We start from the raw sequence: 26,309 nt of genomic DNA on the forward strand, positions 1-26,309 counted from the left end.
TGAAGTGGCCAAGCGATCGCTTACTGCGACCGTAGCCGGTGCGCATTGCCCACAGCCACCGTTTGACTGTGCACTCAGACGGCCCGCCTGGTTTACAGGTCGGCTACGACAAGCCGGTAGCCGGCATCGAGGGCTTCGCGGTCGAGCAGGTCGGCATGGCGTCGGTGCCACCGGCCGGAAGACAGGTCGTCGGACAGCCGGGCCAAGCCTGGCTGGATGACGTCGTCGCTGATCTGGGCGAACATCGAGATACCCGCCCGGACTTCCGGATCGAGGTATGCCTCGGGTCGGCGCCAGAATGCGGCGAGGAATCCGTCGGTGCAGTCGTCCGGGATGGGGACGGTCTCGACGCGGGCGCCTCCTAACAGCGTGACCAGGCGGTCGAGGCCGACGGCTCGTGTGCCGTCGAACGCGGCTGCCTCGGGCAGGTACTCGTCCAGCAGCCAGAACCTGCGGTTGATGTCGTGGTCGAAGGTGAAGATGACGATCCGTTGCCGGGCGACGCGACGGAGTTCCCCGATGCCGGCTTCCAGGTCGCTCCAGTGGTGCACGGTCAGAAGGGCCATCACCGCATCGGCCGAGTCATCGGCGAGAGGGATCGACTCCGCGGATGCTTCCAGAGCCCGCGCGGATCCGGCCGGACGCTGGGCGATCATCACTGCGCTGGGTTCGACAGCCAGCAGCGTTTGTGGCGGTTCGTAGGAGCCGGTGCCGGCTCCCACGTTGATCACGGTGGCAGCACCACCGAGGGCCTGATGGATCTTGGCGGCGATTCGGGGGTCCGGCCGCCGGGTGTAAGCGTAGGTCGCCCCGATGGTGTTGTAAGTCGCCATACCACGCAGTATGCGCGCGTCCCGCTGGCATCGGGAGGAGCGCGCAGCGTTGTCAGTTCTCCAGTTCTCATCGACATTTTCGAGCTGCTTGATCGCCCCTGGTACCGAAAACGTCGACAAACGTTGCCCGCTCCTGCTGACGAAACCAGTTCCAGGAGTACAGCGGTGGGCAGGCTGGGGCCGAAGGCCCGCGCAGTGACGGCCGAGGAGGCGGCGAGGCCGGAGCTCGTTTTCCTGTCGGTGCCGTTCTTCGCCGTGCCGGAACTGACACGCCTCACCACCTGGTCCGGGAAGATCGTCGTCGACACGACGAATCAGTTCGCAGCGGCCAATCCCTATCGGGGCCGGTACGACGTCGGTGACCTCACGGGCAGCGAGTGGGTTGCAAGCCACCTTCCCGGCGCCCGGGTCGTGAAGGCTCTCAACACCCTGTACGCCCCGTTCATCGCTGCGGAGCCCCGGCATGCCGAAGGACGGCTTTTAGTGGCCTTCTACGCGGGCGACGACGCCGACGCGAAGGCAGCCGTGGCCGGTTTGCTGGACGAATTCGGATTCGCCGCCCTGGATCTCGGCGGTCTGCGTGAGGGCGGGCAGCTGATGCAGCTGGACGGTGCGCTCAGCGCAAAGCACCTGCTGCTGCAGGACGTCGGCTGACGTGCGCACCACCGCTGACAATGCCCCGGGACTGCCGAGGGAAAATCCGATGCCCCGACCGCTCCGGGTTCCCTACACTCGCCACACAACACGCGCTGCCACAAAGGGCTGCCACAACGGCAGGACACCGCGGCGCGTTTCGTGACGAGTGAGGGGAGCCGGGCCGTGCGTCAACGCACCGCTGTCGTTGTTCCCCGGTCACGGTACGAGGTGATCCTCGTGTCTTCGTGGGCCCGGTGCCGGCTGCGCGGCCGGGACCGGTTGTCCGTGACGAACACCTGACCTCTGTCAGCCCGCTATCGGGCCATGGTGACGCACGTCCAGACGCGGATGTGCCGTGCCCGAGGTCACCGCACGGCCAGATCGCAGGCCGTCTCGTCCGGGAATCGCGCCGCCCCGTTCTGGATCATTCCGAAAGGCCATGGGCCGTGCGTACCGACCTGCACCGTCAACTCACCAGTCCTCTCACCGCCGTCCGCAACCTGGGCATCCTCGCCCACGTCGACGCGGGCAAGACCACCATCACCGAGCGGATCCTGTACGTCACCGGGACCACGCACAAGCGGGGTGAGGTCCACGACGGCACGACCGTCACCGACTTCGACCCCCAGGAGCGCGACCGTGGTATCACCATCTTCGCCGCGGCCGTGAGCTGCGCCTGGGACGCCCACCGGATCAATCTGATCGACACCCCGGGCCACGTCGACTTCTCCGACGAGGTTGCGCGCTCACTGCGGGTGCTCGACGGGGCGATCGCGGTGTTCGACGCCGTCGCGGGAGTCGAGCCGCAGAGCGAGTCGGTGTGGCGGCAGGCCGACCGGTACGGCGTACCGAGGATCGCCTTCGTCAACAAGCTGGATCGCGCCGGTGCCGACCTCGACACCGCCGTCGAGTCGATCCGGCAGCGGCTGCACCCGGCCCCGCTGGTCGTCCAGTTGCCGATCGGCACCGAGGCGGGGTTCACCGGGGTGGTGGATCTGCTGCGCATGCGGTCGCTGGTCTGGGCCGACGGCAGCGACGCGGTCGAGGAGGGTCCGGTGCCGGAGGCACTGAGGGCCGAAGCGGACCGTCGCCGCCGACGGCTGGAGGAAGCGGTGGCGGAACTCCACCCCGTGGCGCTGGAGGAGTTCTGCACGGAGGGGGCGCTCTCCGCGCAGACCCTGGCCTCCGCGCTGCGCGACCTGACCCGTTCCGGTGACGGCGTGGTGGTGCTGTGCGGCTCGGCCTACCGCAACCGCGGGATCGAGCCGCTGCTGGATGCCGTGTTGGCCTATCTGCCCTCGCCGCTGGACGTGCCCGCGGTACGCGGCACCCGGGACGGTACGGAGGAGGAGGAGCGGACGGCAGATCCGGCGGCGCCGTTCGCGGCACTGGTGTTCAAGGTGAACGCGACCGCTTCGGGGCGGCTGACGTACCTGCGTGTCTACTCGGGAACGATCGGGAAGGGAGAGGCGGTATGGGACTCGGGCGTGCGGCGCACCGAGCGGATCGGCCGGATCCTGCGGGTCCAGGCCGACCGCCACGCCCAACTGGACCGGGCGGTGGCCGGGGACATCGTCGCGGTGGTCGGGCTGAAGTCGGCCCGCGCCGGGTCGACCCTGTGCGACCCGGCGGCTCCGTTGGTACTCGAACCGCCGACGGCCGCCGATCCGGTCGTCTCCGTGGCGGTCGAAGCCGGCTGGAACACGGACGCGGACCGCTTGGTGTCGGCGTTGACGCGGTTGGCCGAGGAGGACCCTTCGCTCGTCGTCCGCACCGACGCCGAGACCGGCCAGATGGTGTTGTCGGGCTTGGGCGAACTGCATCTGGAGGTCGCGGTGGAGAAGATCCGGCGCGCCCACGGGCTGGACGTCCGCGTCGGCCGGCCGAAGGTGGCCTACCGGGAGACAGTCGCCCGCGGGGTGACCGGGCTGGTCTACCGGCACGTCAAGCAGGACGGCGGCGCCGGTCAGTTCGCGCATGTCGTGCTCGACGTGCAGCCGCTGGAGGCCGCCCCGGGCACCGCCGTCGACAACGGCGGCGACAGCGCGACGCGCTTCGAGTTCCGCTCGACCGTCGTCGGTGGACGGGTGCCGCAGGAGTACGTCCGGGCGGTGGAGGCCGGTTGCCGTGACGCCCTGGCCGAAGGGCCGCTCGGCGGTCACCCGGTCACCGGGGTGCGCGTCGTCCTGACCGATGGAGCGACCCATCCGAAGGACTCTTCGGAGATGGCGTTCCGGACGGCCGGTCGGCTCGCGCTGCGGAATGCCTTGCGCGCCGCCACAATGGTTCTTCTGGAACCGGTGGTCGACGTCACGGTCACCGTGCCGGACGACGCCGTGGGCGGGGTGCTCGGCGACCTGGCCGCGCGACGCGGGCAGGTCTCGGGCTCGGTCGCGCGAGCGGGCGCCGTGGTGATCAACGCCACCGTGCCGCTGGCCGAACTGTTCGGCTATGCGACCCGGCTGCGCAGCCGGACCCAGGGCCGGGGAGTCTTCACCACCCGTCCCGCCGGCTACGCCCCGGCACCGAGCACGGCGTCCAACGGGACACCGGCCCCGTAACCCCGACGACGGTCCCGCCCGCACGCGGGCGGGACCGTCGTCATCGCCGTACATATGGCCGCCTCGTGCCTTCCGGGCCCTCCTTCTACTCGCCGCGATGCCGCCAGTACCAGACCATGGCTGCGGCGACTGCGCAGAGATAGACGAGGGGCATGATCAAGCCCGGGAGGCGGGCCGCGATCACGACGTGGCTCCGACACGAGAACTGGCCGATGCGGCCCGGGTGTTCGCCATTGCTGTCTGCTTTCGATGAGCTGCGGGCCACATGGGGCGCGTGCAGCGACAGAAGCAGACCGAACAGCACCCGCGGCCCAGGTGGCGTGGGCTCAATGATGAGGGCAAGACCCGGCGTATGACCCTGTCAGGAGCGGTTGGACTTGTGTGCGGGGAATCTGTTGTTCGCCCGACCCCGTGACGCCGCGGCGACGTGGCTCGGATTCGCAGCCGACTACCGAGCGGAGGCCGGCACCCAGCCGGCGACCCCTCTGGAACAGGCCTGTCCCCTCCTGTTCCCCAGCAGTGACGCCGCCGCGGCGATCAGCGGCATCACCTTCACCGCCGACGTGGGCTACTCCAGCTCCGGCGTCACCGAGTCCTTCCCGCCCGCGACACCTGTCGTCGGTCAAGTTCGTCCTCAGCGCGTAATTTCGAACTCAGAGGGATACCACCGTAGGGAACGATCCGCCGGAGAATTCAACCGAGGTGGCGTCGGCCCTGATGAAGTTGGCCTCCCGCACGAGCATCTGAGCCCGACGGATCTGCACCTCGCTGATGTCTACGCCGGCGACGCGGTGTCCTGCCGTCACATGCCTCGTCATAGCGCAGTGAACGTGCGTCATACCCGCGCCGGACCAGGTCTTTTGGAACTTCGGGCCGACACCTCGTCCCCTGCAGCGATCCGCGCCGGGGTGAGCCGGACGTCCAGCCCCGCGAGGTGGGCTTCGAGGCGCTCCAGCTCACCCGGGCGCGGCGAGCGGAGAAGCCGCCGTAGCGGATCTTGCCCGCGGTGACGAGGTGGTGCAGGGCGCGCGGGATCTCCGCGAGCGGCGTGGACCAGTCGTAGTCGTGCGGTCGGTACACGGCGAGCGGCGCCGGTACGCCGGATCGGGCCGGCCGACAGCCGCCTCACCAGGATCAGCCGGGCGCCCCGCTGGATCCGGGACCACCAGGTGGACACCCGCGCACCGAGGACCCTCGCCCGGTTGTCGGGTAGGACGCCGCCCGCCTGCGCCGACAGGCCGGAGAGCCGGGGCCGCCTCCGGCGTTCTTCTTGGCGGACGTCCCGTCTTCCACGGAGGGAAGCGGCCTGCGATGATCGACCGGGGACCGTGGCGCACCCGTCCGACGGTCGCCCCCTTCCGGCCACGTCCAGGTCGGAAGGACCAGGACGCGCCGTCGCCCGTGAGGAGTCCGAGTGACCTATGACGTCGGCGCGCTGCGCGCCCAGATCCCCGCGCTGCGGGCCGGCATCGCGCATTTCGACGGTCCGGGAGGAACGCAGACACCGGCGCCGGTCGTCGGAGCGATCGCCGACGCGCTGAACCGCCCCCTGTCGAACCGGGGGAGTACCGCCCTGGGCGAGACGAACGCCGAGGCGCTCGTCCGGGAGTTCCGGCAGGCCATGGCCGACCTCCTGGGCGGGAATCCCTCCGGAGTCGTCTTCGGCCGCAGCGCCACCCAGCTCACATACGACTTCTCCTACGCGCTGGCGAAGAACTGGGCCCCCGGTGACGAGATCGTGGTCAGCCGTCTCGACCACGACGCCAACATCCGCCCCTGGCTGCAGGCCGCGGAGCGGGTCGGCGCCCGGGTGCGCTGGGCGGACTTCGATCCGGGCACGGGCGAACTTTCGCCGTCGGCCGTCGGCGAGCTGCTGACCGAGCGCACCCGGCTGGTCGCCGTGACCGCCGCCTCCAACCTGATCGGCACGATCCCCGACATCCCCGAGATCGCCCGACTGGTCCACCGGACGGAAGCGCTGCTCTACGTCGACGGCGTGCACTACACGGCGCACGCGTTCGTGGACGTCGCACAGCTCGGCGCCGACTTCTACGTGTGCTCGCCGTACAAATTCCTCGGTCCGCACCACGGTGTCCTCGCCGCATCCCCGGATCTGCTGGAAACGCTGCGTCCCGACAAGCTGCTGCCGTCCACCGACGTGGTTCCGGAGCGTTTCGAGCTCGGGACGCTGCCCTACGAGCTCCTCGCCGGCACCCGCGCCGCCGTCGACCTGCTCGCCGGTCTCGGGACCGGACCGGGTGAGCGGCGTGACCGCCTGCGGTCCGCCTTCGCATCGATCCAGCGGCACGAGAGGGCGCTGCGGGAGCAGATGCAAGACGGCCTCGCCGCACTGGGCGGCATCACGATCCGTTCCACGGCGGCCGACCGCACTCCCACCCTGCTCCTGACGTTCGACGACCGGGAGGCGGCGGACGCCTACCCCTTCCTGGCAGGGCGCGGCGTGCACGCGCCCGCGGGAACCTTCTACGCGCTGGAGGCATCCCGGCACCTCGGTCTGGGCGACACCGGCGGCCTGCGCGTCGGGCTGTCGCCGTACAACGACAAGGACGACGTGGAGCGACTCCTCCAGGGCTTGGCGGCGTTCTTGAAAACGTGACCGTCGCAGACGGCACAGAGCGACGGGCGGCGCGGCGGATGCCGTCCGATCACGGGTGCGGGGGAACGTAAGGGCGATCACCTGAGGTCGCCGACACGCCGAGCCGTGTCGGACGGCGCGCCGGTGGGGGTCGAGACCGGTACTCCGAGCGGGCGGGCCAGGCCGATCACACCTTCGTCCAGTCGCTGCAGATGCCGCAGGACGCGGTCCGTCACGCGGTCGTGCCGTGGGACACCCGGCCGGTCCGGCTCCAGCATGGCCGCGAGGCTGGCGCCGGTCTCGGCCACGCCCGTGCTGTCCTCGTCCTCGACGCGTGCGCGGAGCACGTCGATGTTGTGTGCGATGCGCCGACCGGCTCCCTTGAGGCGGGGGTCGGCCGCGACGGTCTTGCTGTAGGGCAGGACTTCGGCCGTCGCCGCCAGCGAACGCGCGTGATAGGCACAGGTCTCCAGGAGGGCCACGACATACCGCGCGGTCTCGCGGCGGGTCCGCAGCGGGGTGATCGGATGGGTCAGCGGCTGGGTGGAGGACCGTAGATCGTCCAGAGCCGTGTCGAGATCCCGTGCCTTGTCCAGCAGATCGAGTGCGGGACCGCCGCTCAGCTGATCAACCGCCGCGCCGGTGACCTCCGCGAGCCGGTTGAGAACCGCGGCCAGCAGTTCGTCGGTACGGCGAGCGGTGCGTACCGGCAGGACCAGGGCGGCCGCGACGACACCGCAGGCGGCACCGAGCGCGGTCTCCTCGATCCGAAGGACGAGCACCCCGGTGCTGTAGGTGTTGAGCAGCGTATAGAGCAGGCCCAGACTCGCCGTGACGAAGAAGGACATCAGGGCGTACGACAGCGGCGCGGTGAAGAACATGGCGAAGACGAACAGCAGCACCAGGGCGAACGCGGTCCATGTGTGAGAGCCGACCAGACCCGCGAGGGCTCCACCGGCGACGACACCGAGGACGGTGCCGAGCAGCCGACGGTAGCCCTTGACGAGGATTTCTCCGGTGGACGCCGTGTTCAGGAAGACGACCCAGCAGGTCAGCACCGCCCAGTACCAGCGCTGGCTGGAGAGGAACTCCCCGCCGACGATGGCGAGGGCGGATCCCACCGACACCTGGACCGCCGCGCGGGTCGTGGGACGCTCCCACCCCGTTTGGCGGGACTCGTCCCGCTCGCTCTCCTCGACCCCGGCGAGGGCGGCGTCCTCGGCGTCCAGTTCCTCACGCGACCGGGTCGTCGACGGCGTGTCGTCGGACTCGTCCTGAGGTCCGTCGAGGGCCAGTCGCAGGCCCAGGACGGCGCGCGCCGCCTCCCCGATCCCACGGAAGACGTCCTGTACGGCGGCCGAGGCGCGCGGCAGATTCTCCTCGTCGCGGTAACCGAGGAGCCGGTTGCGTACGTGGGCCAGCGCGGTGGCGCGGTCGTGGGCGACCGGGCGGACGACGAGCAGGCGCAGCGCATCGAGATCGCGGCGCAGTGTGACGGTGATGTCGTCCTGTGCCCGGAGCCGGTTACCGGGCGCGGGCACGGGAGCGTTCGGCAGATGCAGGGTGAGCATGTCGGCACGTTCGGCGCTGCGGGCGGTGAGGAGGAGAACTCCGAGCCGCTCGGCGGCGATCTCGGCATCGGCGACCCGACGCTGCACGAGTGAGGCGGTGGCGCTGTCGTCGGTCCCCTCCGCCAGCCGCCCCTGGATCATCATCGCGCTCTCGTGGAGACGGGCGGTGTGCCGTCTGACGTCCTCCAGGGCCTTCTCCACGCGATCGGGTCCGGCGTCCAGCAGCTCGATCTGGGCGGACACCAGCTGTGCCAGGCGAGCCCGGAAGGCCTCGCGCAGCCGCTGCAGAACACGCTCGGGCGTCTCGTGTACCACGACGAAGCGCACCAGCGCGCTGCACACGAACGCGACGGCCAGCGTCCCGCACAGCCCGGGCAGAGCGGGGGGAGTGGCCCTGACGAACAGGGACGCGAAGTAGATCTGGAACCCGATGAGGCCCAGAGCCGTTCCCCGATCGCCGAACCGGCGGCTGTACACGGCGGCGAAGATCAGTGCGAGGAAGAAGAGGTCACCCGCGACGACATGGGTGTTGAGCAGCGCTCCCAGCGACATCGCGGCGAGGGCCACCGCAAGGCCGAGCACCAGGGTGACCGCTTGGCCGCGCCGCTGCTTCTCCTTGATGGCGAAGGTGGCGACCATGGCCGCGATGGAGCCGGCCACCATGCGCGTCACATCGGCCCCCAGCAGCGCCAGCACCGCGAGCGTGAGCGCGATGGCGCCCACCGTGCGCAGCCCGGCCATGAGCCGCAGCAGCCCGGGATCCGATGCCGCGAATCGGTCCCAGATCCTCCTCGGGCCCAGCCGTGCCGTCGTCCTCACGCTGCCCTTCCGCCCCGCTCTCCACCCTGCTCTCCGCCATGATCAGCGCTTCCAGCATGGCATGAGTCGACGCCACTGCCGCCCTCGGGCAGCTCGGGCGTTCGGCAACTCGGGCGTTCGGCTCGCGGCAGCGGCCGCCCGGTGGACACTCCGGCCTCATCCGCCGGCGCAGGGTTGGCGCCACACCCCGAGTTCCAGTTTCTTGCGCATGGACGACAGCTTCAGCCTGCGCGATTCGGCGCAGAACTCGCTGGTCGACTCCTGGTATTCGACGTGGAAGACCGCCTTGCCCGCCGCGATGAACGGACTGAGCTGTGCGCACTCGTCGTACTGTGCGCACTCCTCGTTGACCGCGAAGTCGAAGTCACTCAGGAGCCGAGGGATTTGCGGCAGGTCGTTCTTCAGCCCCACGGACATCCCGCGCGCGTGCGCGATGTGCGCGATCATGCGGTTGTACGCGAGCTGGTCGCTCGCGGTCAGCGGGAATCCGGTGTCGTTGCCGTACCCCTCCACCAGGTCGGGCTCCACCGCGTCGAACCCCTTCGCGCGGCACATGTCGACACGCCGTTCCATGATCGGCCGCAGTACGGACAACCGGCGGATGTCCAGCCAGCGCTCGCCCTCCCAGCCGTTGGAGGCGCCGAGCACCGACCGGGGGAAGTCGTCCTTGTCGGGCCGGAAGTTCTCCCAGGCACCCACGTTGACGTAGCAGATGACCTTGCGACCGTCGCGGTGGAGGCGTGCCACGTCCGCCGCGGAGTTCTCGAAGCCGTCGATGTCGTAGACGGGTACGTCGGCGGACGGGTCGACCTCTCCGTCCAGCTGCCACTGCCAGGCCACACCGGGGCGCGGCTGCCAGAGCCTCGTCCGTCGACGATCGGTGGGGGTGGGCCCGGGACCGCTGTCCGAGGCGGACGGCTGTCCGGCGGGACTGCTGGACTTCCCGCCGCCGGGCGTCGGCCGCCGCGCTGTGCCCGCAGAGGTTTCGGAGAGTCCGCTCGCGGTCGACCGGTGCCCGCCGGACGCCCGGTCTCCGCCGTCCGAGGCGGAACACCCCACCAGCAGCGCGGTCACGATCGCCACGAGGGTCACCGCCGAGCGTCTCATCGCTCCGCCTCACTCAGCGCGGGCGTCAACTGCGCCCAGGGATTGGGAGGTTCACCCGTCACGGGGCCGCAGATCGCCGCGCCGCGGTCGCGCGCGGTGCGCACGGCGAGCGGCACGAGCGCCTCGGGCACGCCGTAGACGAGATGGCAGAACCGCTCGGGCGGATGCCGCGCGGTCCACGCCGGTCTGCTGAACGCCGACACATACGTCGACCAGTGCCCCTCGAAGGTGACCGTCAGGTCGGCGACGCGGGCGTACCCCGGCGCCGGATGAACCCCGGGGTTCAGCACGACGGTCCCGGCGCCCAGCCGCCGGACGGCCCGCACCAGTCTTCTGCAGGCCGGGAGTTCGGCCGGACCCGAGGCCACCCGGTCCAGGAAGCAGCCGTCGGCCGCGTACCACTCCTGGTGCCGTACGACGTCGTCCGCGACCTCGGCCGAGGTGCGCGCACCGTAGTCGGTGTCCACATACCCGAGCAGGCGGGCCCCGGCGGCCCGCAGCGCCCCGGCCGCCGCGGTGAACGCGGGGTCGGGACTCGGGCCCGGACCGCTCGCGGGATTGAGTACGACCGCGTACGTACGGGCGGCGGCCGTGATCAGGCGGTGCCAGGCCCCCGGATCCTCGGCCGGGTGGACGTACAGCGGAATGAGCAGGTTCACGGTGTACGGTCGCCTTCCGGCCGGGGGGACGGGGCGTCCGCGGTCGTCGCCGCCGCCCAGAGCGCGGACAGCGAGTCGTCCAGGGTGTAGGACGGCCGCCAGCCCAGGGCGTCCCCGGCGGCGGTGATGTCGGAGCACTGCCACGACACCCCTCCCGAGCGGGCGGATCCGCCGCCCTTCTCCTCGATCCGCCCCCGGAACCCGGCGGTGCGGGCCAGCGCCCGTACCAGCTCGCGCACCGGGACGGCATGCCCGCCGCCGATGTTGAGGACGGGTGGCAGGGGCCCGGGCGCCGTGGTCGCGAGCACCGCCGCGCGCGCCACATCGCGTACGTCCACGAAGTCGCGGTACGCCGACAGGTCACCCAGCCGGACCACCGCGTCCGGATCAAGGCCGGCCGCGCACAGCAGCCCGGCGATCCGACCGGGCAGCCCGGTGGGCGGGGCACCGGGCCCCACCGGATTGCCCACGCGCAGCACCACCGCGTCGAGGCCGGAGGTGGCCACCGTGACCGTACCGGCGAGTTTGGTGGCGCCGTACGCGGTGACGGGACGGGTGGCCGCCGACTCGGTCACCCTGGTGTCCGGGGTGCCGGGCCCGTACTCGGCGGCCGAGCCCAGCTGGACGAGGCGTGCCGAAGGTGCCGCCTCCCGCAGCGCCGCGCACAGGACGGCGGGGCCACGGGAGTTGACCTCCGCGAAGGTCACGGGGTCCCCGTCGGTCGACCCCGCGCAGTTGATCACGGCATCGGGCGCCGCCGACGCCAGGGTTTTCGCCAGCCGGTTCGTACGGGTGGTGGCCAGGTCGATGTCCAGCTCCGCGTCGGGCGAGCGCCCGCCGCCGAGCACCCGGACGCCCGGCAGGGCGCGCAGATGCTCGACGACGTGACCGCCCAGATAGCCGGTGAAGCCCAGGACGAGAATGCGCATGCGGTGGTCAGGCTCCCTTGAGCAGCAGCGACTTGCGGGTGGTGAACTCGGCATTCGCCCGGTCGTAGTCGTCGGGACGGCCGATGTCGAGCCAGTACCCGTCGAACTCGTACGCGTGCGGCGGATTCTGCGCCTCGAGCAGGTCCAGGACCAGCTCGTCGAAGCCCAGCGGCAGCCCGGGGGTGTAACCGTCGAGCGTCGACCGGGACAGCCCGTAGACGCCCATGGAGACGTGGTAGTCCATGCTCGGCTTCTCGGTGAACGCGACGACCCTGCTCGCGTCGGTGGTCAGTACCCCGAAGTCGATGTGCACCTTGCGGGCGTAGGTGGCGATCGTCAGCGGGGCGGTCGAGGCCCGGTGCCGGCGCAGGACGTCGGCGAAGTCGAGGTCGGTGAGCACGTCGCCGTTCATCACCAGGAACGACTCCGGCAGTCGCTCGCGCATGGTGAGTAAGGGGCCCATGGTGCCGAGTGGGCTCTCCTCGGTGGCGTAGTCGACGGCCATGCCCCACTGGGAGCCGTCGCCGACGTAGGCGCGGATGATCTCGCCGAGGTGGCCGATGGCGATGGTGCAGTCGGTGAAACCGGCCGTGGCGAGTTGGCGCAGCACGATCTCCAGGATGGCGTGCTGGTCGCCGATGGGTACGAGCGGCTTGGGCAGCGCGGTGGTGTAGGGCCGCAGCCGGACGCCCTTGCCTCCCGCCAGGATCACTGCGTGCATGGGGTTCCTCCTTCGTGGACGTGCCGGACGGGTCAGATGTTGTAGATGCCGGTCTTGTAGCGGGCGAGGTTGGCGGGGTCGCGGAAGAACTCCACGGTGTGCGTGAGCCCCTGTTCCAGGTCGTGGGCGGGACTCCAGCCGGTGGCCTCGCCCAGCCGGGTCGCGTCGGCGACCAGCCGCATGACTTCGGAGTTCGCGGGCCGGATGCGCTGCGGGTCCTCGCGTACGTCGATGTCGGTGTCCATCACCTTGCCGATCAGCGTGACCAGGTCACCGACCGAGATCTCGCCGCCGGTTCCGGCGTTGAAGGTGCGGCCCTCCACGTGCTCGGCGGGCGCGGTGCCGACCGCGAGGAACGCCTGCGCGGTGTCCTTGACATAGGTGAAGTCGCGGGTGGGGCGCAGATCGCCGAGGGTGATGGTGTGCGCGCCGGCCGCCACCTGCCCGATGACGCTCGGGATCACCGCGCGCATCGACTGGCGCGGCCCGAAGGTGTTGAACGGCCGCAGTGTCACCACCGGGGTGTCGAAGCTCGCGTGGTAGCTGTCGGCGAGCCGGTCCCCGCCGGCCTTGGACGCGGCGTACGGGGACTGGGTGTTGATGGGGTGGTCCTCGGTGATCGGAACGGTCCGCGCGGTGCCGTAGGTCTCGCTGGTGGAGGTGTGCACCAGCCGGGGCGTGCCGAGGGCGCGCACCGCCTCCAGCACGTTGAGGGTGCCGGTCACGTTGGTGTCCACGTAGCTGTGCGGTGCCTGGTAGGAGTACGGGATGGCGATGAGGGCGGCCAAGTGGTAGGCGCAGTCGGCGCCTTCGAGGAGACCGCGGACCGAGCCGGGGTCCCGGACGTCGCCGAGGACGATCTCCACCTGGTCCAGGACGTCGGAGGGCAGGGTCTCCAGCCAGCCGTAGGAGGCGAAGGAGTTGTATTGCGCCATGGCCCTCACTCGGTGTCCGGAGGCGACCAGTGCCTCGGTGAGGTGCGAGCCGATGAAACCCTCGGCTCCGGTGACGGCGGCGAGCGGTGCGGAGGTCAACGCGTGGTCCTTCCGGTCGGTTGCGCAGGCGATGTCCGGGCATCGGGCAAGGCCCGAACGGGCGGGGCTCGTGCGGTGGTGATGGTCAGGCGTGCGGGGCGGGCCGCCCCAGCAGCCGTAGCGCGCACGCCGTGAGACACAGCGCGGCGGCGCCGCAGCACAGCGGCAGCACCGCCGCGCCCGGTGGGAGACGGAACAGGGTGACGGCTCCGGCTCCGCCGGCGGCCGCGAGACACACCGCGGCGGGCGTCCAGGCCACCCCGAATGCCTGGAGCAGCAGTGAGGTCCACAAGGTCGCCGCGAGCAGCAGCACAGAGGCCGGCCCGGCCCCTGTGAGTACGGCCGCGGGCAGCAGCGGAAGCAGATAGGCGAGCAGACAGAAGGCGAGGACGCCGGCCGAACGCACCAGGAACGCGGTCGGCGTGGCGGTCGCCCGCAGCGCCGCCACCGACAGACCCCGGTAGCGGTACAGCAGCCACTCGGCCGGCCCCATGCTCACGGTCAGAACGATCACGGCGTACGGCTCCCGGAGACCCTCGAGCAGGACCAGCATCCCGGCGGCCAGCCCGAACAGGCCGTACGGCAGCGACCGCAGCAGCCGGGGCCGCGTGCTGTCGGCCACGGGGTCTGCGGCGAAGGTGGTCCGCAGCGCCCAGCCGGCGGCGGCGGCCGTGCCGAGCAGCGCGAGCAGAGGCAGACCGGCCCGCAGCACGGTGCCCGGCTCCCACCAGGGCAGCACCGCCGCACCGGCGATCACCGGGGTGAGCGCGGCCAGCAGCAGCCGCTCCCGGCCCAGCACCAGCAGCACACCGGCCGCCGCCAGGTACACCGACTGTGCCGCCGCGGCCAGGGCCGCCGCAGCGGACCCGGCGAGCACCGCCCCGGCGGCCGTGGCCACCGCGGCACCCAGGGGCGCGCCCTTGAGGAGCGTACGGCCCGCTTCCCGCCGCCCTGTGATCATCCGCAGATAGGCCCGGTGCCCCAGCGCCTGGCCCCAGGCCCAGGAGACCAGCCCGGCCACGACCAGAGCGGAGATGTGCCGGTCGGCCTGCCACAGCCGTCCGGTGAGCAGGTAGGCCAGCCCCGGCAGCGCGAACAGCGCCCCGCGCAGCGCGCACCGCACATGGTCGGGATGCCACGGGTCGGTCGGCTTCGCGGGCTCGGGGAAGGTGCGCGGCACCCGCTCGAACAGCGTGGAGGCGAGCGAGAAGAGATGGGGATGCCCGTACCGCTCCTGGATCACCTCGGCGGTCAGCCCCTCCGACTCCAGCAGCGCCGCCACCTCGTAGGGGTGGACGGCGGGCCCGATGCCGTCGGCCAGCTCGGCGGCCAGCCGGTCGACCGCGTCGGGGTGCGGGCCCTGGTCCGGGTCGTGGCCCGGCAGGCGCAGGGCGAGGGTGCGGTCGTCGGCGAGCCGGAGGGACAACGTGTCCCCTTCCGACGCGCCCGGTTCGAGCTCTATCGGCCCGCTCATCCGGCCAGGCTCCGCGCTCGCGCGCCCGCCGTGGCGAGTGCGGTGTCGGAGTCCGCCGTCCAGGGATCACGTGGCGTGATCCGGCCGAGCGTCGACAACTCCAGATAGATGGAGCGGAAGGTGTCGACCGTCTGGCGCAGGGTGAACTGCTCGATCACCCGCAGCCGGGCCGCCTCGCCCATCGACCGGCGGCGACCGGGATCGCCCAGCAGCTCCAGCGCGGCGGCGGCCATGGCCCCGGGATCGCGCGGCGGTACGACGAGTCCGGTGTCGCCGACGGCCTCCCGTACGCCGCCCACGTCCGTGGAGACGGTCGCCCGTCCGCACGACATGGCCTCGATCAGGGTGAACGGGAAACCCTCGCTGATACTCGAGAGCATCACGACGTTGCCTGCGGCGTAGGCGTCCTTGATGTCGTCGACACGGCCCTCGAACGTCACCGCGTCCGCGTGACCGAGCTCGGCGGCCAGCGCCTCGCACCGCTCCCGGTAGGCCTCGCCGCCACGCGGCGTCCCACCGAACAACCGCAGCCGTAGGGAAGGGAGTTGGGCGCGAGCGAGAGCGAAGGCCCGGATGAGGGTCTCCAGGTCCTTGATCGGATCGACGCGCCCGGCCCAGCTGAGGGTGAGGTCGGTCGGCTCGGGCCCGGCCGGCGGGAACGCGGCGGGATCCACACCGTTGTAGACGGTCCGGATCGATCCGGGGTCCGCGCCGCCCTGTTCCTCCCACAGCCGGTTGTAGCGGTTGCCCGGTGTGATCAGGGCGGCCCGCCGGTAGGTCTCCTCGGCCAGCAGCCGGAAGAAGCCGAGGACGACGGCCTTCACCGGCCAGCGGTAGGGGGCGGTGCGGTAGCCGAGGTACCGCTCGCGCAGATAGACCCCGTGTTCGGTCAGCAACAGCGGTACGCCGTGCCGTTCGAGCGCGGCCAGCCCCGGGAGCGCGGCGACGCCGCCGCTGACCGCATGGGCCACTCCGTCCTGCGGCAGTGGTGCGGCCAGCGGACGCAGCGCGTGTTCCAGCAGAGCGGTCGCGGTGATCGCGTCGTGCAGACTCGGCCGGGCCTCGCGCACGGCAAGGCCCGGGCGGTTCCAGACGGCCGTCAGGATGCCGATCGCCCGGTCCCCGCGCAGGAAGGGACTCAGCATGCCGGCCGCCGCGGCCCGAGCCATCACGTACAGGGCGGCGGCGAACCGGTCCTCGGCGCAGGGATCGAGCAGGGCGGTCAGGAACTGCTCGTAGGCGCCTGCGAGTCGGTTCCGTTGCCGTCCACGGGGCGGGCGGCCTTCGGGGGCGGGCCCCCACATGGGTACGGGGACGACCGCCGAGACGTGTCCGGGGATGTCCCACACGATCGGTTCGCGTCCGGTGCCGGTGACGGCGATGACGTCGAAGTCGATGTCGGACATCCCGCCGACGAGCTGGTCGCACCAGACGCTGACGCCGCCGTGACTGTGCGGATACGTACCTTCGGTGAGCAGAGTGACGCGCGTTGACTTGGGGCGTCGCGCGCCGTGGGGAACGTGCATCGATGTGCTCCACGGCCGAGGTATGGGGTGGTCGTGCCGGTCCCGGCCGCGGGTGGTGCGGCCGGGACCTTCGGTCGGTGCGCCGTTCAGTTGTCCGGGGTGTAGGGCACCTGCCGGGTCACGCCGGCCGGCACCCGGGTGCGCGGGGTGGTGCTGGTCGCCGCCACCTTCTCCGTGCTGTCGAGGGTCGTGGCCGGCGAGGCGGTGGCCGACGGCAGGGTGAGCGCGAGTGGGGCGCCGGCCGACGCGGTCCATCCGGACACCTCACCGGCGTACGCGGAACCGAAGCCGGTGCTTCCGTTCGTGGTGCCCGTGGGCATGGTGGCCGTCACCGCGACGCCGTCGGGTGCCTGGACCGTCACCGTGTCGCCGACGCGGTAGGCGGTGACCTGACCTGCGGCGAGAGCGGCCTTCCACGCGGCGCGCCGCTGCATCTCGACGCCGATGTCCTTCATCCGCGGGTTCACCACCGGGGTGTTGTCCGCGAACAGGGCGGCGTATCCGTTGAGAACGCCGTCGAGGACCGGGTAGGCGATGCGGTCCTCGGCCAGGTTCGACTGGTGGATGAAATGCGGCTTGGGGTCGTTGGAGAGGACGTGACCGAGGTCGATCCTCGTCTCCAGCGGCACGATGTAGTCGGCGTAGCCCGTGGTGGTGTCCAGCGGCGCCGACAGACAGGTGGAGGTGTCGGAGTGGTCCTCACAGATGCCGCTGCCGCCCTGGGCGCGGCTCGTGTAGAGCCAGTTGTACTCGTCGACCTCCTCGGCCGCCCGGCCCGCGTTGTAGAAGACGTTCATCGGATAGCGGGGGACGGTCGCGGCGGGACCGGCCTGACGCTGGTCGGACTCGCGGGAGTTGTCCGAGCCGAGCCAGGCGACGCCGTTGTCGGCGAGCGCGGGCGCCAGGTTGGGATTGTCGTCGGGCTGCTGCGGCAGCACCTTGAGCCCCGAGTGCTCACCGGTGATCAACTCGCTGGTGTCGAGGGGCAGTCCGGCCGCCTGCCCCCAGGCGCGGTTGTTCGCGATCTCGTCCGAGATGGTGGTGCGGCTGACCCACTTGGTGCTGCCGTCGGCGTTGGTGGAGCACTTCCATGGCACCACGGTGGTGTCCTGCTCGCAGCCGAGGAAGGCGTGTGTGTAGGTGTGGTTGATCCAGCGGAACTTGTCGCGGTCGGCGATCAGCTTGTCGGCCAGCAGGTCGACCCCGTTGTTGTCCGTACGCTGGTCCACGCTGCCGGCGCCGTTGAAGGCCAGGTCGAGGGTGAAGTTCCGGCTGCTCTCCCAGGCGGCGGCGTTGTCGACGTCCGCAGCGGTCATGCGGATCGGGTTGGTCACGCCCTCGCCCTGCGGGCAGTCGATGTCGCCGGGCGTGCAGTTGAGCTGGGTGTCCCAGCGGTCGTCGGCGGCGAAGACGTCGTCGACGTGTACGGCGAAGTAGTTGCGCGAGGCGCCGAGGTGCACGCCCCCGGTCATCCACTCCACGATGCCGCGGGCCAGCAGCCGGAACTGCTGCTGGTACTGGTTGTAGACGAATGTGACGACGAGCTCGCGCCGCCCGTCGTGCCGGTACTCGCCCACCAGGGAACCCCGCGTCGACTGCCCCGGTATCGGCGCGTCGACGTACGGGGTGAAGTCGGCCCCCGCGGCGGGCGTTGACAGATAGGCGTAACTCTCGGCCACCGTGGGTGAGTTGTCCTCGAACGGCACGGTGCCGTCCAGATAGCCGAACGGCCCCGCCTTCCCGGCCGCCGTGACCTGAGCCTGCACGCCGTCGACACTGCCGGAGTAGCCGCCGCTGACGGGGGACTGGAGCCCGGCCTCGGGACGCGCGTAGGTGTAGGCGTCCACCTGCGGGATCGCGTACGTCTGCTCGTAGGCGGCCAGGGCCGCCATCTCGGCGGAGCCCGCGGGGAACGGGTTGTCGTTCGGCAGGACGACGGCCTGGAACTTGGCGCGCGGTCGCCCGTCCACCGTGTCCGCCAGGAAGCCGGCGTCGATCACGGACCTCCCGGACTGCTGGAGGTCGACCTCGGTGTACGGCGTCCCGGCGGCGTCCAGTTCGGCCGCGATGGCATCGGTCGACGGGCCGCCGTCGCTCACGACCAGCACCCGCAGATCGATACGGGGTGTGGTGGCGTCGGCTTGGGCCGTGCCGGCCGGTAAGCCGAGCGAGGCGATGAGCGCGCCCACCGTGAGCGCGGTCGTGCGTATGGTCCGCTTGGTCCGCTTCATGCGGCGAAGTCCCCTCCCCGGGCAGGGGTGGGTACGGCTCCTGTGGAGCGGACACACCCCCTTGCGCGACGCCGTCGCCCCCCTCAGGTGTCGGTCGTCGACGCATCCGTCGCGTCACATAGTGGTGTCTGTGTGTAGCTTTCGTGGTGATGCCGCGAAACGTGACGGAAAAGCGCAGGCGTCGAATCGGTCATCAGCGGGTCCGGAAAGCCGGGTCGGCGGCCGCCGGGGAGCATGGGGCGAGGATGGTCCATGAGCCTCGTGGGCTGGTCGTGGCCTGAGGCGGATCGAATGCGGAGCCATCGGTTCCGCCGGTCGGGGCGTCAGTGGTTCAGGCCACGTCGACTACCCGGATCCGGGCCGGATTTGACTCACCCCGGACCCCGGGCCCCGAACTCTGGAGTACCGGCGGTGGCCGGCGGGCCCGCACGCGCGCGGGCCCGCCGGCCACCGGCACTTCGGGGACTCGATGTCCCGTGGGATGCCCTGCGCCGGGACTCAGTCCGACGTGGACACCGGCCTGTTGTCAGGAGCAGAGCACACGGGTCTCGGGCGTGTAGACGGGGCCGCCACTGGAGTTGGTGCTGTCGCTGAACTCGGCGTAGTAGTACGAGTAGAAGCCGATGTTGCCGTTGCAACCGGAGTCGGCGGCGACCTGGAGCGTCAGCGTGACGGTCCGGCTCTGGCCGGGCGGGACGGTCGCCCCGTAGTTGGCACCGAGGTTGGCGGGCCCGGTGCCGGAACAGGGAGTGCTGCCGGCGGCCGTGGCCAGACTGCAACCGGTGAAGCCGTACTTCAGATCGGGCCGCTGGGTGGTCAGCCACGTCGGGTCGATCGTCTGGTAGACGAACCAGATGTCGTACGTCCTGTTGTTGGTGATGGTCATCGACAGGTTCACCGTGCCACCCGGGTGGGTGGTGGCGCTGTCGGTGGTGAACGTCAGGTCGGCCGGAGCGGGGTCGGCCGCGCTCGCGCTGGGGGCCAGACCGAACACGGCGAGGACAAGGGCGAAGGCGGCGGCGAGACCGAGGCGTCTCAACTGAGTGGATCGCATGGCCCGGGAGGCTAGGCAAACCGCGAGCGCACCGTCTGCCCCTGCCGGAACACCGGAAGCGGCACTCGGCCGGAAGTGTACGTCTCGTGAAGCTGTTGTAACCGGGTCATCACACATTGCGATCACCCGTGTCTCTGCATGGCACCGAGGGGGCGAGGGGTCGGTCGGGGCGGGCCCGCGGCGCCGGACGGTTCCGAGGCGTGACCGGACGGTATTGGCGAGTATCGGATGCGTCGGCTGCCACGGAAGGATCACCACCGGATGTGAGCCGGGGTCCTTCTCGGCCAACCCGTGATTTCCGGCCGAGGGCACTCCGTACGCACGGGGCCGGTTTCGCGCGGGGCGCGGGCGCGGATTCGTCCGTACGAACCGCAACCTCAGCTCGTGCTGCGGCCGCCTTCGGCTGTGCGGTCCTGTGTGAGGGGACCGGCGGTGGGCGTGGATGTGGGTGGGAGCGGGGGATGCGGGATCGGCCACGGACGCGAGGCCGAGTGTCTTGAGGGCGGCCCGGTCGGCCTTGGGGCTGCCCGAGCCGGAGGGTTCGACGTCCTTGGTGGAAGTAAGCAGCCAGTGCCCCTGGTCGGTGAGGCGCAGTTCGCCGCGTACCAGGGCTTTGTAGAGGCCGGAGAGGTGGTTGTCGTGGCAAGGGGGCGCCGGAGGCGTCGCGGGCGCCGAGAACGGCCCCCCGTGTGCCCTGTCAATGCAGGATGTTGACGGCCCGGGCCACCACGAGTACCACGATCACCAGGGAGACGGAGGACTGCAGCATCATCAGCATCTTGGCCCACCGCGACAGCGGCATCACGTCGGTCGGGCTGAAGGCGGTGGAGTTGGTGAACGACAGGTACAGGTAGTCCAGGAACGCCGGCTCCCAGTCCGGCGGCGCGGTCTCCGGGCTCTGCATCTGTACGAAGAGGAAGTCGGCGAACTGGTGGTGACCGCGGGCCCGCTCCATCGGTCCGCCGCGGTCCCACTCCCAGTACCACAGGGCGAACACGATGATGTTCGTCAGCCAGATGCTGCCGCCGGTCCGCAGCAGCGGCCCGGCGTCCTTCCCCTCGGTGCCGTTCACCAGGCCCGCCACCAATTGGTCCGCCGCCCAGCCGTTGGCCAGGCTGATCACGCAGATGAGGGCCAGGTCCAGCCGCCGCAGCCACCGAGTCCGGGGCTCGACCCGCCGGGGGTTCGCGGCGATCAGACCGGCCAGCAGCACCACCTCCAGCACCGGCAGCGCCCAGTACGGCTGGAGGGTGAGCCGGTGCGGCAGCATCAACTGGAGGGTGACCGCCACCAGGATCACGGCGGTCACCGCCCAGCGCGGCTCACCGCGCGTCGCCCGGCGCCACGCGGGTACCACATCGCGCTCGCCGTTCTCCAGCAGCCGCTCGATCCTGGTCAGGCGGCTCTCGGCGTCATCCATACGGTCGCTCATGGCGACGATTGTCCCCGGTGCCCCGGGTCACATGTTGATCATGTGACCTGCCAGCCCGTGGATCGCTTCCTTGACCGCCTCGCCGAGCGTCGGGTGGCCGTGTACATTGCGCGCGACCTCGTGGACGGTCAGGTCCCACTGCTGGGCGAGGGTCAGCTCTGGGAGGAGTTCGGTGACTTCGGGGCCGATCAGGTGGGCGCCGAGGAGCTCGCCGTACCGGGCGTCGCTGAGGATCTTGACGAAGCCCGCGGTGTCGCCCAGGCCGTGCGCCTTGCCGTTGGCGGTGAACGGGAACTTCGCCACCCGGACGTCGAAGCCCTTCTCACGGGCCTGCGCCTCGGTCCAGCCGAAGCTGGCGATCTGCGGCTGGCAGTAGGTCGCCCGCGGGATCATGACGTAGTCGAGCTCCATGGTCTCCGCGTCGGCGATCGTCTCGGCCGCCACGATGCCCATCGACTCGGCCGCGTGAGCGAGCATCAGCTTCGCCGTCACGTCGCCGATGGCGTAGATGTGCGGGACACTCGTGCGGCAGCGCCCGTCAATGTCGATCGCCCCGCGGTCGGTGAGCTTCACACCGGTGTTCTCCAGGCCATAGCCCTGCACGCGCGGCTGGAAGCCGATCGCCTGCAGCACCTTGCCGGCCTGCAGCGTCTGCCGCTGGCCGCCGGTGGTCACCATCACCTTGACCGAATCGCCCGAGTCGTTGATCGCCTCGACCCGGGTGGAGGTCAGCACGTTGATGCCGAGCCGCTTGTAGCGGCGGGTCAGCTCAGCGGAGACCTCCTCGTCCTCCAGCGGGACGATACGGTCGAGGAACTCGACGAGGGTGACCTCGACGCCGTAGTTGTGCAGTACATAGGCGAACTCGACGCCGATGGCGCCCGCGCCCGCGATGATGATGCTCTCCGGGAGCGTGTCGGACAGGATCTGCTCCTCGTACGTCACCACGCGCTCGCTGAGCGAGGTGCCGGGCAGCAGCTTCGTGGTGGCGCCGGCGGCGATGATGCAGTGGCCGAAGGTGACGGTCTCCGTGCCGCCGTCGGTGAGGGCGACCTGGAGGGTGTGGTCGTCGCTGAAGGTGCCGTGGCCGGTGTACTGGGTGATCTTGTTCTTCTTCATCAGGTAGTGGACGCCCTTGACGCGTCCGTCCGCCACCTTGCGACTGCGGGTGAAGGCCTCGCCGTAGTCGAAGCTCACCTCACCGTTCACCCGGATGCCGAAGGTCTTGGCCTCCTGGGTGAAGATATGGGCCAGCTCCGCATTGCGCAGCAGCGCCTTCGACGGGATGCACCCCACGTTGAGGCACACACCGCCCCAGTACTTCTCCTCGACGATCGCCGCGCTGAGGCCGAGCTGGGCGGCCCTGATCGCCGCGACATATCCACCCGGGCCGGCGCCCAGGACCACCACGTCAAAGTGTGCGCTCATGACGGCCAGCCTAGTACTCCAGCCGCAGGCGGCGATCTTGCCGGTCGGGGTCGGTGCGCGCAGGGGTACGGCCGGCGTTGGTCATCGGTGTCACCGGGGGCGAGGAAAGATCAGGCGATGACCACAGGCCACGGCCCACAAGCCACGGCCCACGGACCACGGCGTAGGCCCTCCCCGCCGGCAGGCGATTTTCGACCAGTTGCTGGGCCAGATGGCGGACGGGTGCGCCCGGATCGCAGCGCGGTGGCGGATGCGGGCGTGTTCGCAACGGTACTGCTGTCGGCCCGTACTCGGTCCGCAGTGGACACGCCTCGTTCGACCGGGAGTTGTACGTGCCCCGGTCCTGGACCGAAGACCGCGACCGCTGCCGGGCTGTGGGTCTCCCCGACCGGACTCAGGTCTGGGACGTCCTGGACGCGGCCGGAGCCGTGTACGACTGCACGACGACAAGGGCCACCCGTACTCGTCGTGCCCGAGATGTTGTCACGCCTCACTGACACGCCGAGCGCTCAGTCGCCCCGCATCGGCTTGACATCGAGATGGGGAAGTTTCTGTTCTGGTTCGGTGGGCTGGGTTCGGGTGGTTTCGTCGAGTCGTTTGCCGAGTTGGATGAAGAGGAGGATGAGTCCGACGGTGAGGAGGGTGTGTCCCAGGCCTGCGGTCAGGATGACTGCTTCGGGGGTGTGGTTGCCGAGTACGGTTTCGGTGCCGTGGACGAACATCATGGCGACGGTGATCGCGATGCCCGCGTTGTAGAACCAGAAGAAGTAGGTGAACAGTTTCGTCCCCGACAGCTGGAACTGTTTGTCCAGGGCGAGGACGACGAGGAAGCCGATCATGCCCAGTGCGAGGAGATGGGTGTGCATGAGCGCGAGCTGGGTGTCGCCGTCGAAATGGTTGGCTTTGGTGAATTCCCGGTAGTACAGGCCGGAGATCACTCCGAGGATCATGTAGGTGTGTGCCGCGTAGTACGACTTCCGCATGCGCGTGCTCGCTCCCTGCCGGTCGGTGCTGGTCAACTCGGGCTCGGACAGGGGCCATTGAAGCACTCCGGTAGGAACGTCTCGCTTGGTTCAGGAGATCGCCCGAGCGGTCCTCGAGCGGGCTTCAACGGCTTCTGGGCACTCTGTCCGTCGCGCGGCAGACCTTCGCCCGACGTGGCCGGACGGTCCTGGGGGCCGGCGTCGAGCGCGGCCCGTACATGATCACCGAGCGAAAGACTGACCGGTCAACGGGCCGACGGTGTCGCGTTATGAGTTGGCGCTGCGCGGGGTGTTGTCCGGCGCTGCGGCCGACTTGGCCGACCGGAGCCTTCCGGGCCGCCGTGGCGGCCGTGGAGCGAGATCGGGTTTATGACCCTGGCTCGCAGCTGACCGGCTCAGCCCCTGTCACCGCGTGGTGGTCGTCGGGTACGTAGTTCTTCTACGGTGCTCCGGCTTCGGCGGCTATTCGGGTGGCGCTCTTGTCGTGGTAGCCGAACGCCTGAGAGATGCCGGCGGTCGTGGCGGGAGTGCGCTGGGGCTGGGCGGCCAGGAACACCAGGGACGGCGCCGCCCGTACCCGCGGCTTGCGGGTACGGGCGGCGGGCGTCCTCGTGTCTGTCGCCCGGAGGCGGTGTCACACAGAGCCGCGCCTGATCCGGCGCAGGAGCACCAAGCCCGCGATCACGAGAACCCCTCCGGCCACGGCCGGCCACAGGGTCGTGCCGGTGTCGGCCAGATCGCCCGTGACCGCTTGCGGTTCGGTCCGCGACTGCGACTGCGACTGCGACTGTGCTTGCGCTTGCGACGTGTCCTGCGTCGTCGCCTGCGCGGACGGAGCGTCCGCGCTCGTGGCCGACGTCCGCCCGGGGTGGGTCGCTTCGCTGCCGTGGCCGCCGGCGGTGTCGCCCTGCGGTGGGGTGGCCGCGTCGCTCCCTGCGGCCGAGGGTGTCGTGTCCGCCTTGGGTACGACGCCACCGTGGCCGGTGGCCGAACCGCCGCCCGCCGGTTCGATGCTCGGCGTACTGGCCGGGGTCTGCGGGGCCTGCGGGGTCTGCGTATCCGTGGGGGTGGCGGGGGCCGATCCGTCGTGGCCACCGGACGGGGCGTCAGGACTCGGTGTCGGCTCGTCCTTCGACGGCTCACCCGTACTGCCACCGCCTGCACTGCCACCTGCACCGTCGCCGGCACCGCCACCAACGTCGCCGCACTGTCGGCCGGCGTTGATGCAGTCCACCATCTCCCGCATGAGGGATGCGTCGAAGACGTTGATGAAGTCGTCGTGGTCGGTGATCGCCTTGTGCAGCTGCTCGGGGAACCCGTCCACGGCGTACGGGTTCTTCACCTGGTCGTTCTCGATGGTCGGCGCCGGAACGTCGTAGACCAGCCGCATCGTCAGCTGGGGAATCGCTTTGAAGCCGCCTGAGCAGTTGCCGTCGGTGCCTGCGAAGGCCACGTGGGTGCGGTGGTTGGCGCTGTCGATGTTCTGACCGTCCCAGCAGCTCTGGAAGGCGAACGTCCGTACCACGCTGCTGCCCTGGGGGCAGATCGGGTACTTGTCCGTCAGCTGCACCTTGTCCTCGAAGCCGGTGCAGCTCCAGTGGGCGTTGGCGTTCGCGGTGCCATTGGTGAACGCCTTCGCGTCGCCGGTGATGATGCGCAGGAACGTCGGCATCTCCACGACCTTGGTCTGCGGGTTACCGATGAACTCTATCTGCGCCTGCTTGGCCTGCAGGACCTTCCCGACGTTGCCCTCCAGGCCACCGCCGTTCTTGTCGGCGTCGAACTCCTGCGTGCCGTCCTGCAGGCGGAGCACCGGCCAGTAGTACGTGGACTTGTCGCCCTGGTTCTGGCACGTGGTCGAGGCGTTGGCGAGATCGTCGTTGCTGGCGAACGCGTCGTTCGACTGGTTGCCGACGTAGTCGTGCAGGTGATGGGCGCCGTTGGCGACACCGGGGGCGACGATCACGTTGTCGGTGTTGAACTTCTTGTTGGCGTTCACACCGCACGAACTGATGAACGTACCGGTCGAGGCGTCGCCGCCGTTGCGCGGCTTCTGCTGCACGTTCGGCTGGACCGTCGTGATGTCCACGAAGTCGGCGGCGACGGGACCGCTGACGCCGTTCGCCTTGCCGCCCTGCTGGCCGTTGTTCTGGTTGCCGTTGTTGTTCTGCTGCCGGCCGTTGTCGTTCTGGCCACCGGCGTTGTTCTGGGCCTGGTCTGCGGGGACCGCGGTGCAGGAGGCGAGACCGTCGAGCGAGTTCGGGGCTTCGGCGCCCGCGCCCTTGAAGTCGGTCTTGATGCGGTCGATGACCGCGCCCCGCTTCTCCTTCAGCGGGCCGAGGATCGCGTTCTGCACGAAGCTCGCGTCCTGCGTCTGCGCCTGCTGCTCCGAGGTCAGTCGTGCATACGCTTCGGAGATCTGCTGGTCGAGGAGGGCGACTTCCTTGTCGACGTCCGTCCTCGCCTGCTGTGGCACCTCCGCGAGTTGGCTGCCCACGTCCGGACAGTCGATGGTGGCGGCTCCCGATGCCCAGGTCTGGTTGCTCGCGCTCGGGTTCGCCGGCTGACCGGGCGCACCACCCGAGCCGCTTTCGGTCGCTGAAGCGTAGACATTGACCGCTACCAGCCCTCCTCCGCCCAATATCAGCGCGGCTGCGGCAAAAGTCGCACGCTGTGCGCCCCTGGGGCGTCTGCGCGTGTTGCGTCTCACGTGTG

At 70.3% G+C, this 26,309-nt stretch carries 19 protein-coding genes; 3 read left to right on the forward strand and 16 right to left on the reverse strand.

The window, feature by feature from the left end; translation table 11 throughout:
• Positions 1–92: 92 nt before the first annotated feature.
• Entirely contained in the window at positions 93–833 is a 741-nt protein-coding gene (locus tag OG747_RS46220; RefSeq protein ID WP_405885351.1) for a class I SAM-dependent methyltransferase, read from the reverse strand.
• A gap of 165 nt (positions 834–998) precedes the next feature.
• Here OG747_RS46220 and OG747_RS46225 point away from each other — a divergent pair, with 165 nt between their 5' ends.
• A complete protein-coding gene (locus tag OG747_RS46225) occupies positions 999–1,487 on the forward strand; it encodes an NADPH-dependent F420 reductase (RefSeq protein WP_405885352.1) in 489 nt (162 codons plus the stop codon).
• Positions 1,488–1,915: 428 nt separating this feature from the next.
• Entirely contained in the window at positions 1,916–4,030 is a 2,115-nt protein-coding gene (gene fusA, locus OG747_RS46230) for an elongation factor G (protein WP_405885353.1), read from the forward strand.
• A 653-nt stretch (positions 4,031–4,683) separates the two neighbouring features.
• On the opposite strand, the gene OG747_RS46235 is transcribed toward fusA, so the two are convergent.
• Positions 4,684–4,869: a class I SAM-dependent methyltransferase gene (locus OG747_RS46235; RefSeq protein ID WP_405885354.1), complete on the reverse strand. Its 186-nt coding sequence runs from the start codon at positions 4,867–4,869 to the stop codon at positions 4,684–4,686.
• A 575-nt stretch (positions 4,870–5,444) separates the two neighbouring features.
• Between OG747_RS46235 and OG747_RS46240 the strand changes: the two genes are divergently transcribed.
• Entirely contained in the window at positions 5,445–6,647 is a 1,203-nt protein-coding gene (locus tag OG747_RS46240; RefSeq protein ID WP_405885355.1) for a cysteine desulfurase-like protein, read from the forward strand.
• A gap of 77 nt (positions 6,648–6,724) precedes the next feature.
• Here OG747_RS46240 and OG747_RS46245 read toward each other — a convergent pair whose 3' ends face one another.
• From OG747_RS46245 to OG747_RS46310, 14 genes are all read right to left on the reverse strand, one after another.
• A complete protein-coding gene (locus tag OG747_RS46245) occupies positions 6,725–8,938 on the reverse strand; it encodes an FUSC family protein (protein WP_405886056.1) in 2,214 nt (737 codons plus the stop codon).
• Positions 8,939–9,172: 234 nt separating this feature from the next.
• Positions 9,173–10,123: an endo alpha-1,4 polygalactosaminidase gene (locus OG747_RS46250; RefSeq protein WP_405885356.1), complete on the reverse strand. Its 951-nt coding sequence runs from the start codon at positions 10,121–10,123 to the stop codon at positions 9,173–9,175.
• Positions 10,120–10,782 carry a spherulation-specific family 4 protein gene (locus OG747_RS46255; protein ID WP_405885357.1) on the reverse strand — a complete coding sequence of 221 codons (663 nt, stop codon included), beginning with the start codon at positions 10,780–10,782 and terminating at the stop codon, positions 10,120–10,122. The genes OG747_RS46250 and OG747_RS46255 overlap by 4 nt, the downstream gene beginning before the upstream one ends.
• Positions 10,779–11,711 (reverse strand): NAD-dependent epimerase/dehydratase family protein, encoded by a 933-nt coding sequence (locus tag OG747_RS46260; protein ID WP_405885358.1) that lies wholly within the window; start codon positions 11,709–11,711, stop codon positions 10,779–10,781. The genes OG747_RS46255 and OG747_RS46260 overlap by 4 nt, the downstream gene beginning before the upstream one ends.
• A gap of 7 nt (positions 11,712–11,718) precedes the next feature.
• Positions 11,719–12,432, reverse strand: coding sequence for an NDP-sugar synthase (locus tag OG747_RS46265; RefSeq protein ID WP_405885359.1), 714 nt, complete (start codon positions 12,430–12,432; stop codon positions 11,719–11,721).
• Positions 12,433–12,464: 32 nt separating this feature from the next.
• Positions 12,465–13,466, reverse strand: a complete 1,002-nt coding sequence (locus tag OG747_RS46270) for a GDP-mannose 4,6-dehydratase (protein WP_405885360.1) — start codon at positions 13,464–13,466, stop codon at positions 12,465–12,467.
• Positions 13,467–13,551: 85 nt separating this feature from the next.
• Positions 13,552–14,940 carry a hypothetical protein gene (locus OG747_RS46275; RefSeq protein WP_405885361.1) on the reverse strand — a complete coding sequence of 463 codons (1,389 nt, stop codon included), beginning with the start codon at positions 14,938–14,940 and terminating at the stop codon, positions 13,552–13,554.
• On the reverse strand, positions 14,937–16,466 hold the full coding sequence (gene pelF / locus OG747_RS46280) for a GT4 family glycosyltransferase PelF (RefSeq protein WP_405885362.1): 1,530 nt from the start codon (positions 16,464–16,466) through the stop codon (positions 14,937–14,939). Before pelF ends, OG747_RS46275 begins: the two co-directional genes overlap by 4 nt.
• 86 nt (positions 16,467–16,552) lie before the next feature.
• The gene (locus OG747_RS46285) at positions 16,553–18,697 is read right to left on the reverse strand and encodes a hypothetical protein (protein ID WP_405885363.1); all 2,145 of its coding nucleotides are present in this window, start codon (positions 18,695–18,697) and stop codon (positions 16,553–16,555) included.
• A gap of 526 nt (positions 18,698–19,223) precedes the next feature.
• Positions 19,224–19,751, reverse strand: a complete 528-nt coding sequence (locus tag OG747_RS46290; RefSeq protein ID WP_405885364.1) for a hypothetical protein — start codon at positions 19,749–19,751, stop codon at positions 19,224–19,226.
• Between the two features lie 697 nt (positions 19,752–20,448).
• Positions 20,449–21,183, reverse strand: a complete 735-nt coding sequence (locus OG747_RS46295; RefSeq protein ID WP_405885365.1) for a hypothetical protein — start codon at positions 21,181–21,183, stop codon at positions 20,449–20,451.
• 27 nt (positions 21,184–21,210) lie between these two features.
• Complete coding sequence (lpdA, locus tag OG747_RS46300; RefSeq protein ID WP_405885366.1) at positions 21,211–22,611, reverse strand: dihydrolipoyl dehydrogenase; 1,401 nt, start codon at positions 22,609–22,611, stop codon at positions 21,211–21,213.
• A gap of 509 nt (positions 22,612–23,120) precedes the next feature.
• Positions 23,121–23,594: a DUF2871 domain-containing protein gene (locus OG747_RS46305; protein WP_405885367.1), complete on the reverse strand. Its 474-nt coding sequence runs from the start codon at positions 23,592–23,594 to the stop codon at positions 23,121–23,123.
• A 634-nt stretch (positions 23,595–24,228) separates the two neighbouring features.
• Positions 24,229–26,304: a DUF1996 domain-containing protein gene (locus OG747_RS46310; protein WP_405885368.1), complete on the reverse strand. Its 2,076-nt coding sequence runs from the start codon at positions 26,302–26,304 to the stop codon at positions 24,229–24,231.
• Between the last annotated feature and the right edge of the window lie 5 nt (positions 26,305–26,309).

Source organism: Streptomyces sp. NBC_01384, from assembly GCF_045040035.1.
Classification (GTDB): domain Bacteria; phylum Actinomycetota; class Actinomycetes; order Streptomycetales; family Streptomycetaceae; genus Streptomyces.

Bases quoted from the DNA above. Each gene is read 5' to 3' on its own strand.
- OG747_RS46220 (WP_405885351.1), bottom strand. From the start codon at position 833: ATGGCGACTTACAACACCATCGGGGCGACCTACGCTTACACCCGGCGG.
- OG747_RS46235 (WP_405885354.1), bottom strand. From the start codon at position 4,869: ATGACGCACGTTCACTGCGCTATGACGAGGCATGTGACGGCAGGACAC.
- OG747_RS46245 (WP_405886056.1), bottom strand. From the start codon at position 8,938: ATGGCCGGGCTGCGCACGGTGGGCGCCATCGCGCTCACGCTCGCGGTG.
- OG747_RS46250 (WP_405885356.1), bottom strand. From the start codon at position 10,123: ATGAGACGCTCGGCGGTGACCCTCGTGGCGATCGTGACCGCGCTGCTG.
- OG747_RS46260 (WP_405885358.1), bottom strand. From the start codon at position 11,711: ATGCGCATTCTCGTCCTGGGCTTCACCGGCTATCTGGGCGGTCACGTC.
- OG747_RS46265 (WP_405885359.1), bottom strand. From the start codon at position 12,432: ATGCACGCAGTGATCCTGGCGGGAGGCAAGGGCGTCCGGCTGCGGCCC.
- OG747_RS46275 (WP_405885361.1), bottom strand. From the start codon at position 14,940: ATGAGCGGGCCGATAGAGCTCGAACCGGGCGCGTCGGAAGGGGACACG.
- pelF (WP_405885362.1), bottom strand. From the start codon at position 16,466: ATGCACGTTCCCCACGGCGCGCGACGCCCCAAGTCAACGCGCGTCACT.
- OG747_RS46285 (WP_405885363.1), bottom strand. From the start codon at position 18,697: ATGAAGCGGACCAAGCGGACCATACGCACGACCGCGCTCACGGTGGGC.
- OG747_RS46290 (WP_405885364.1), bottom strand. From the start codon at position 19,751: ATGCGATCCACTCAGTTGAGACGCCTCGGTCTCGCCGCCGCCTTCGCC.
- OG747_RS46295 (WP_405885365.1), bottom strand. From the start codon at position 21,183: ATGAGCGACCGTATGGATGACGCCGAGAGCCGCCTGACCAGGATCGAG.
- lpdA (WP_405885366.1), bottom strand. From the start codon at position 22,611: ATGAGCGCACACTTTGACGTGGTGGTCCTGGGCGCCGGCCCGGGTGGA.
- OG747_RS46305 (WP_405885367.1), bottom strand. From the start codon at position 23,594: ATGCGGAAGTCGTACTACGCGGCACACACCTACATGATCCTCGGAGTG.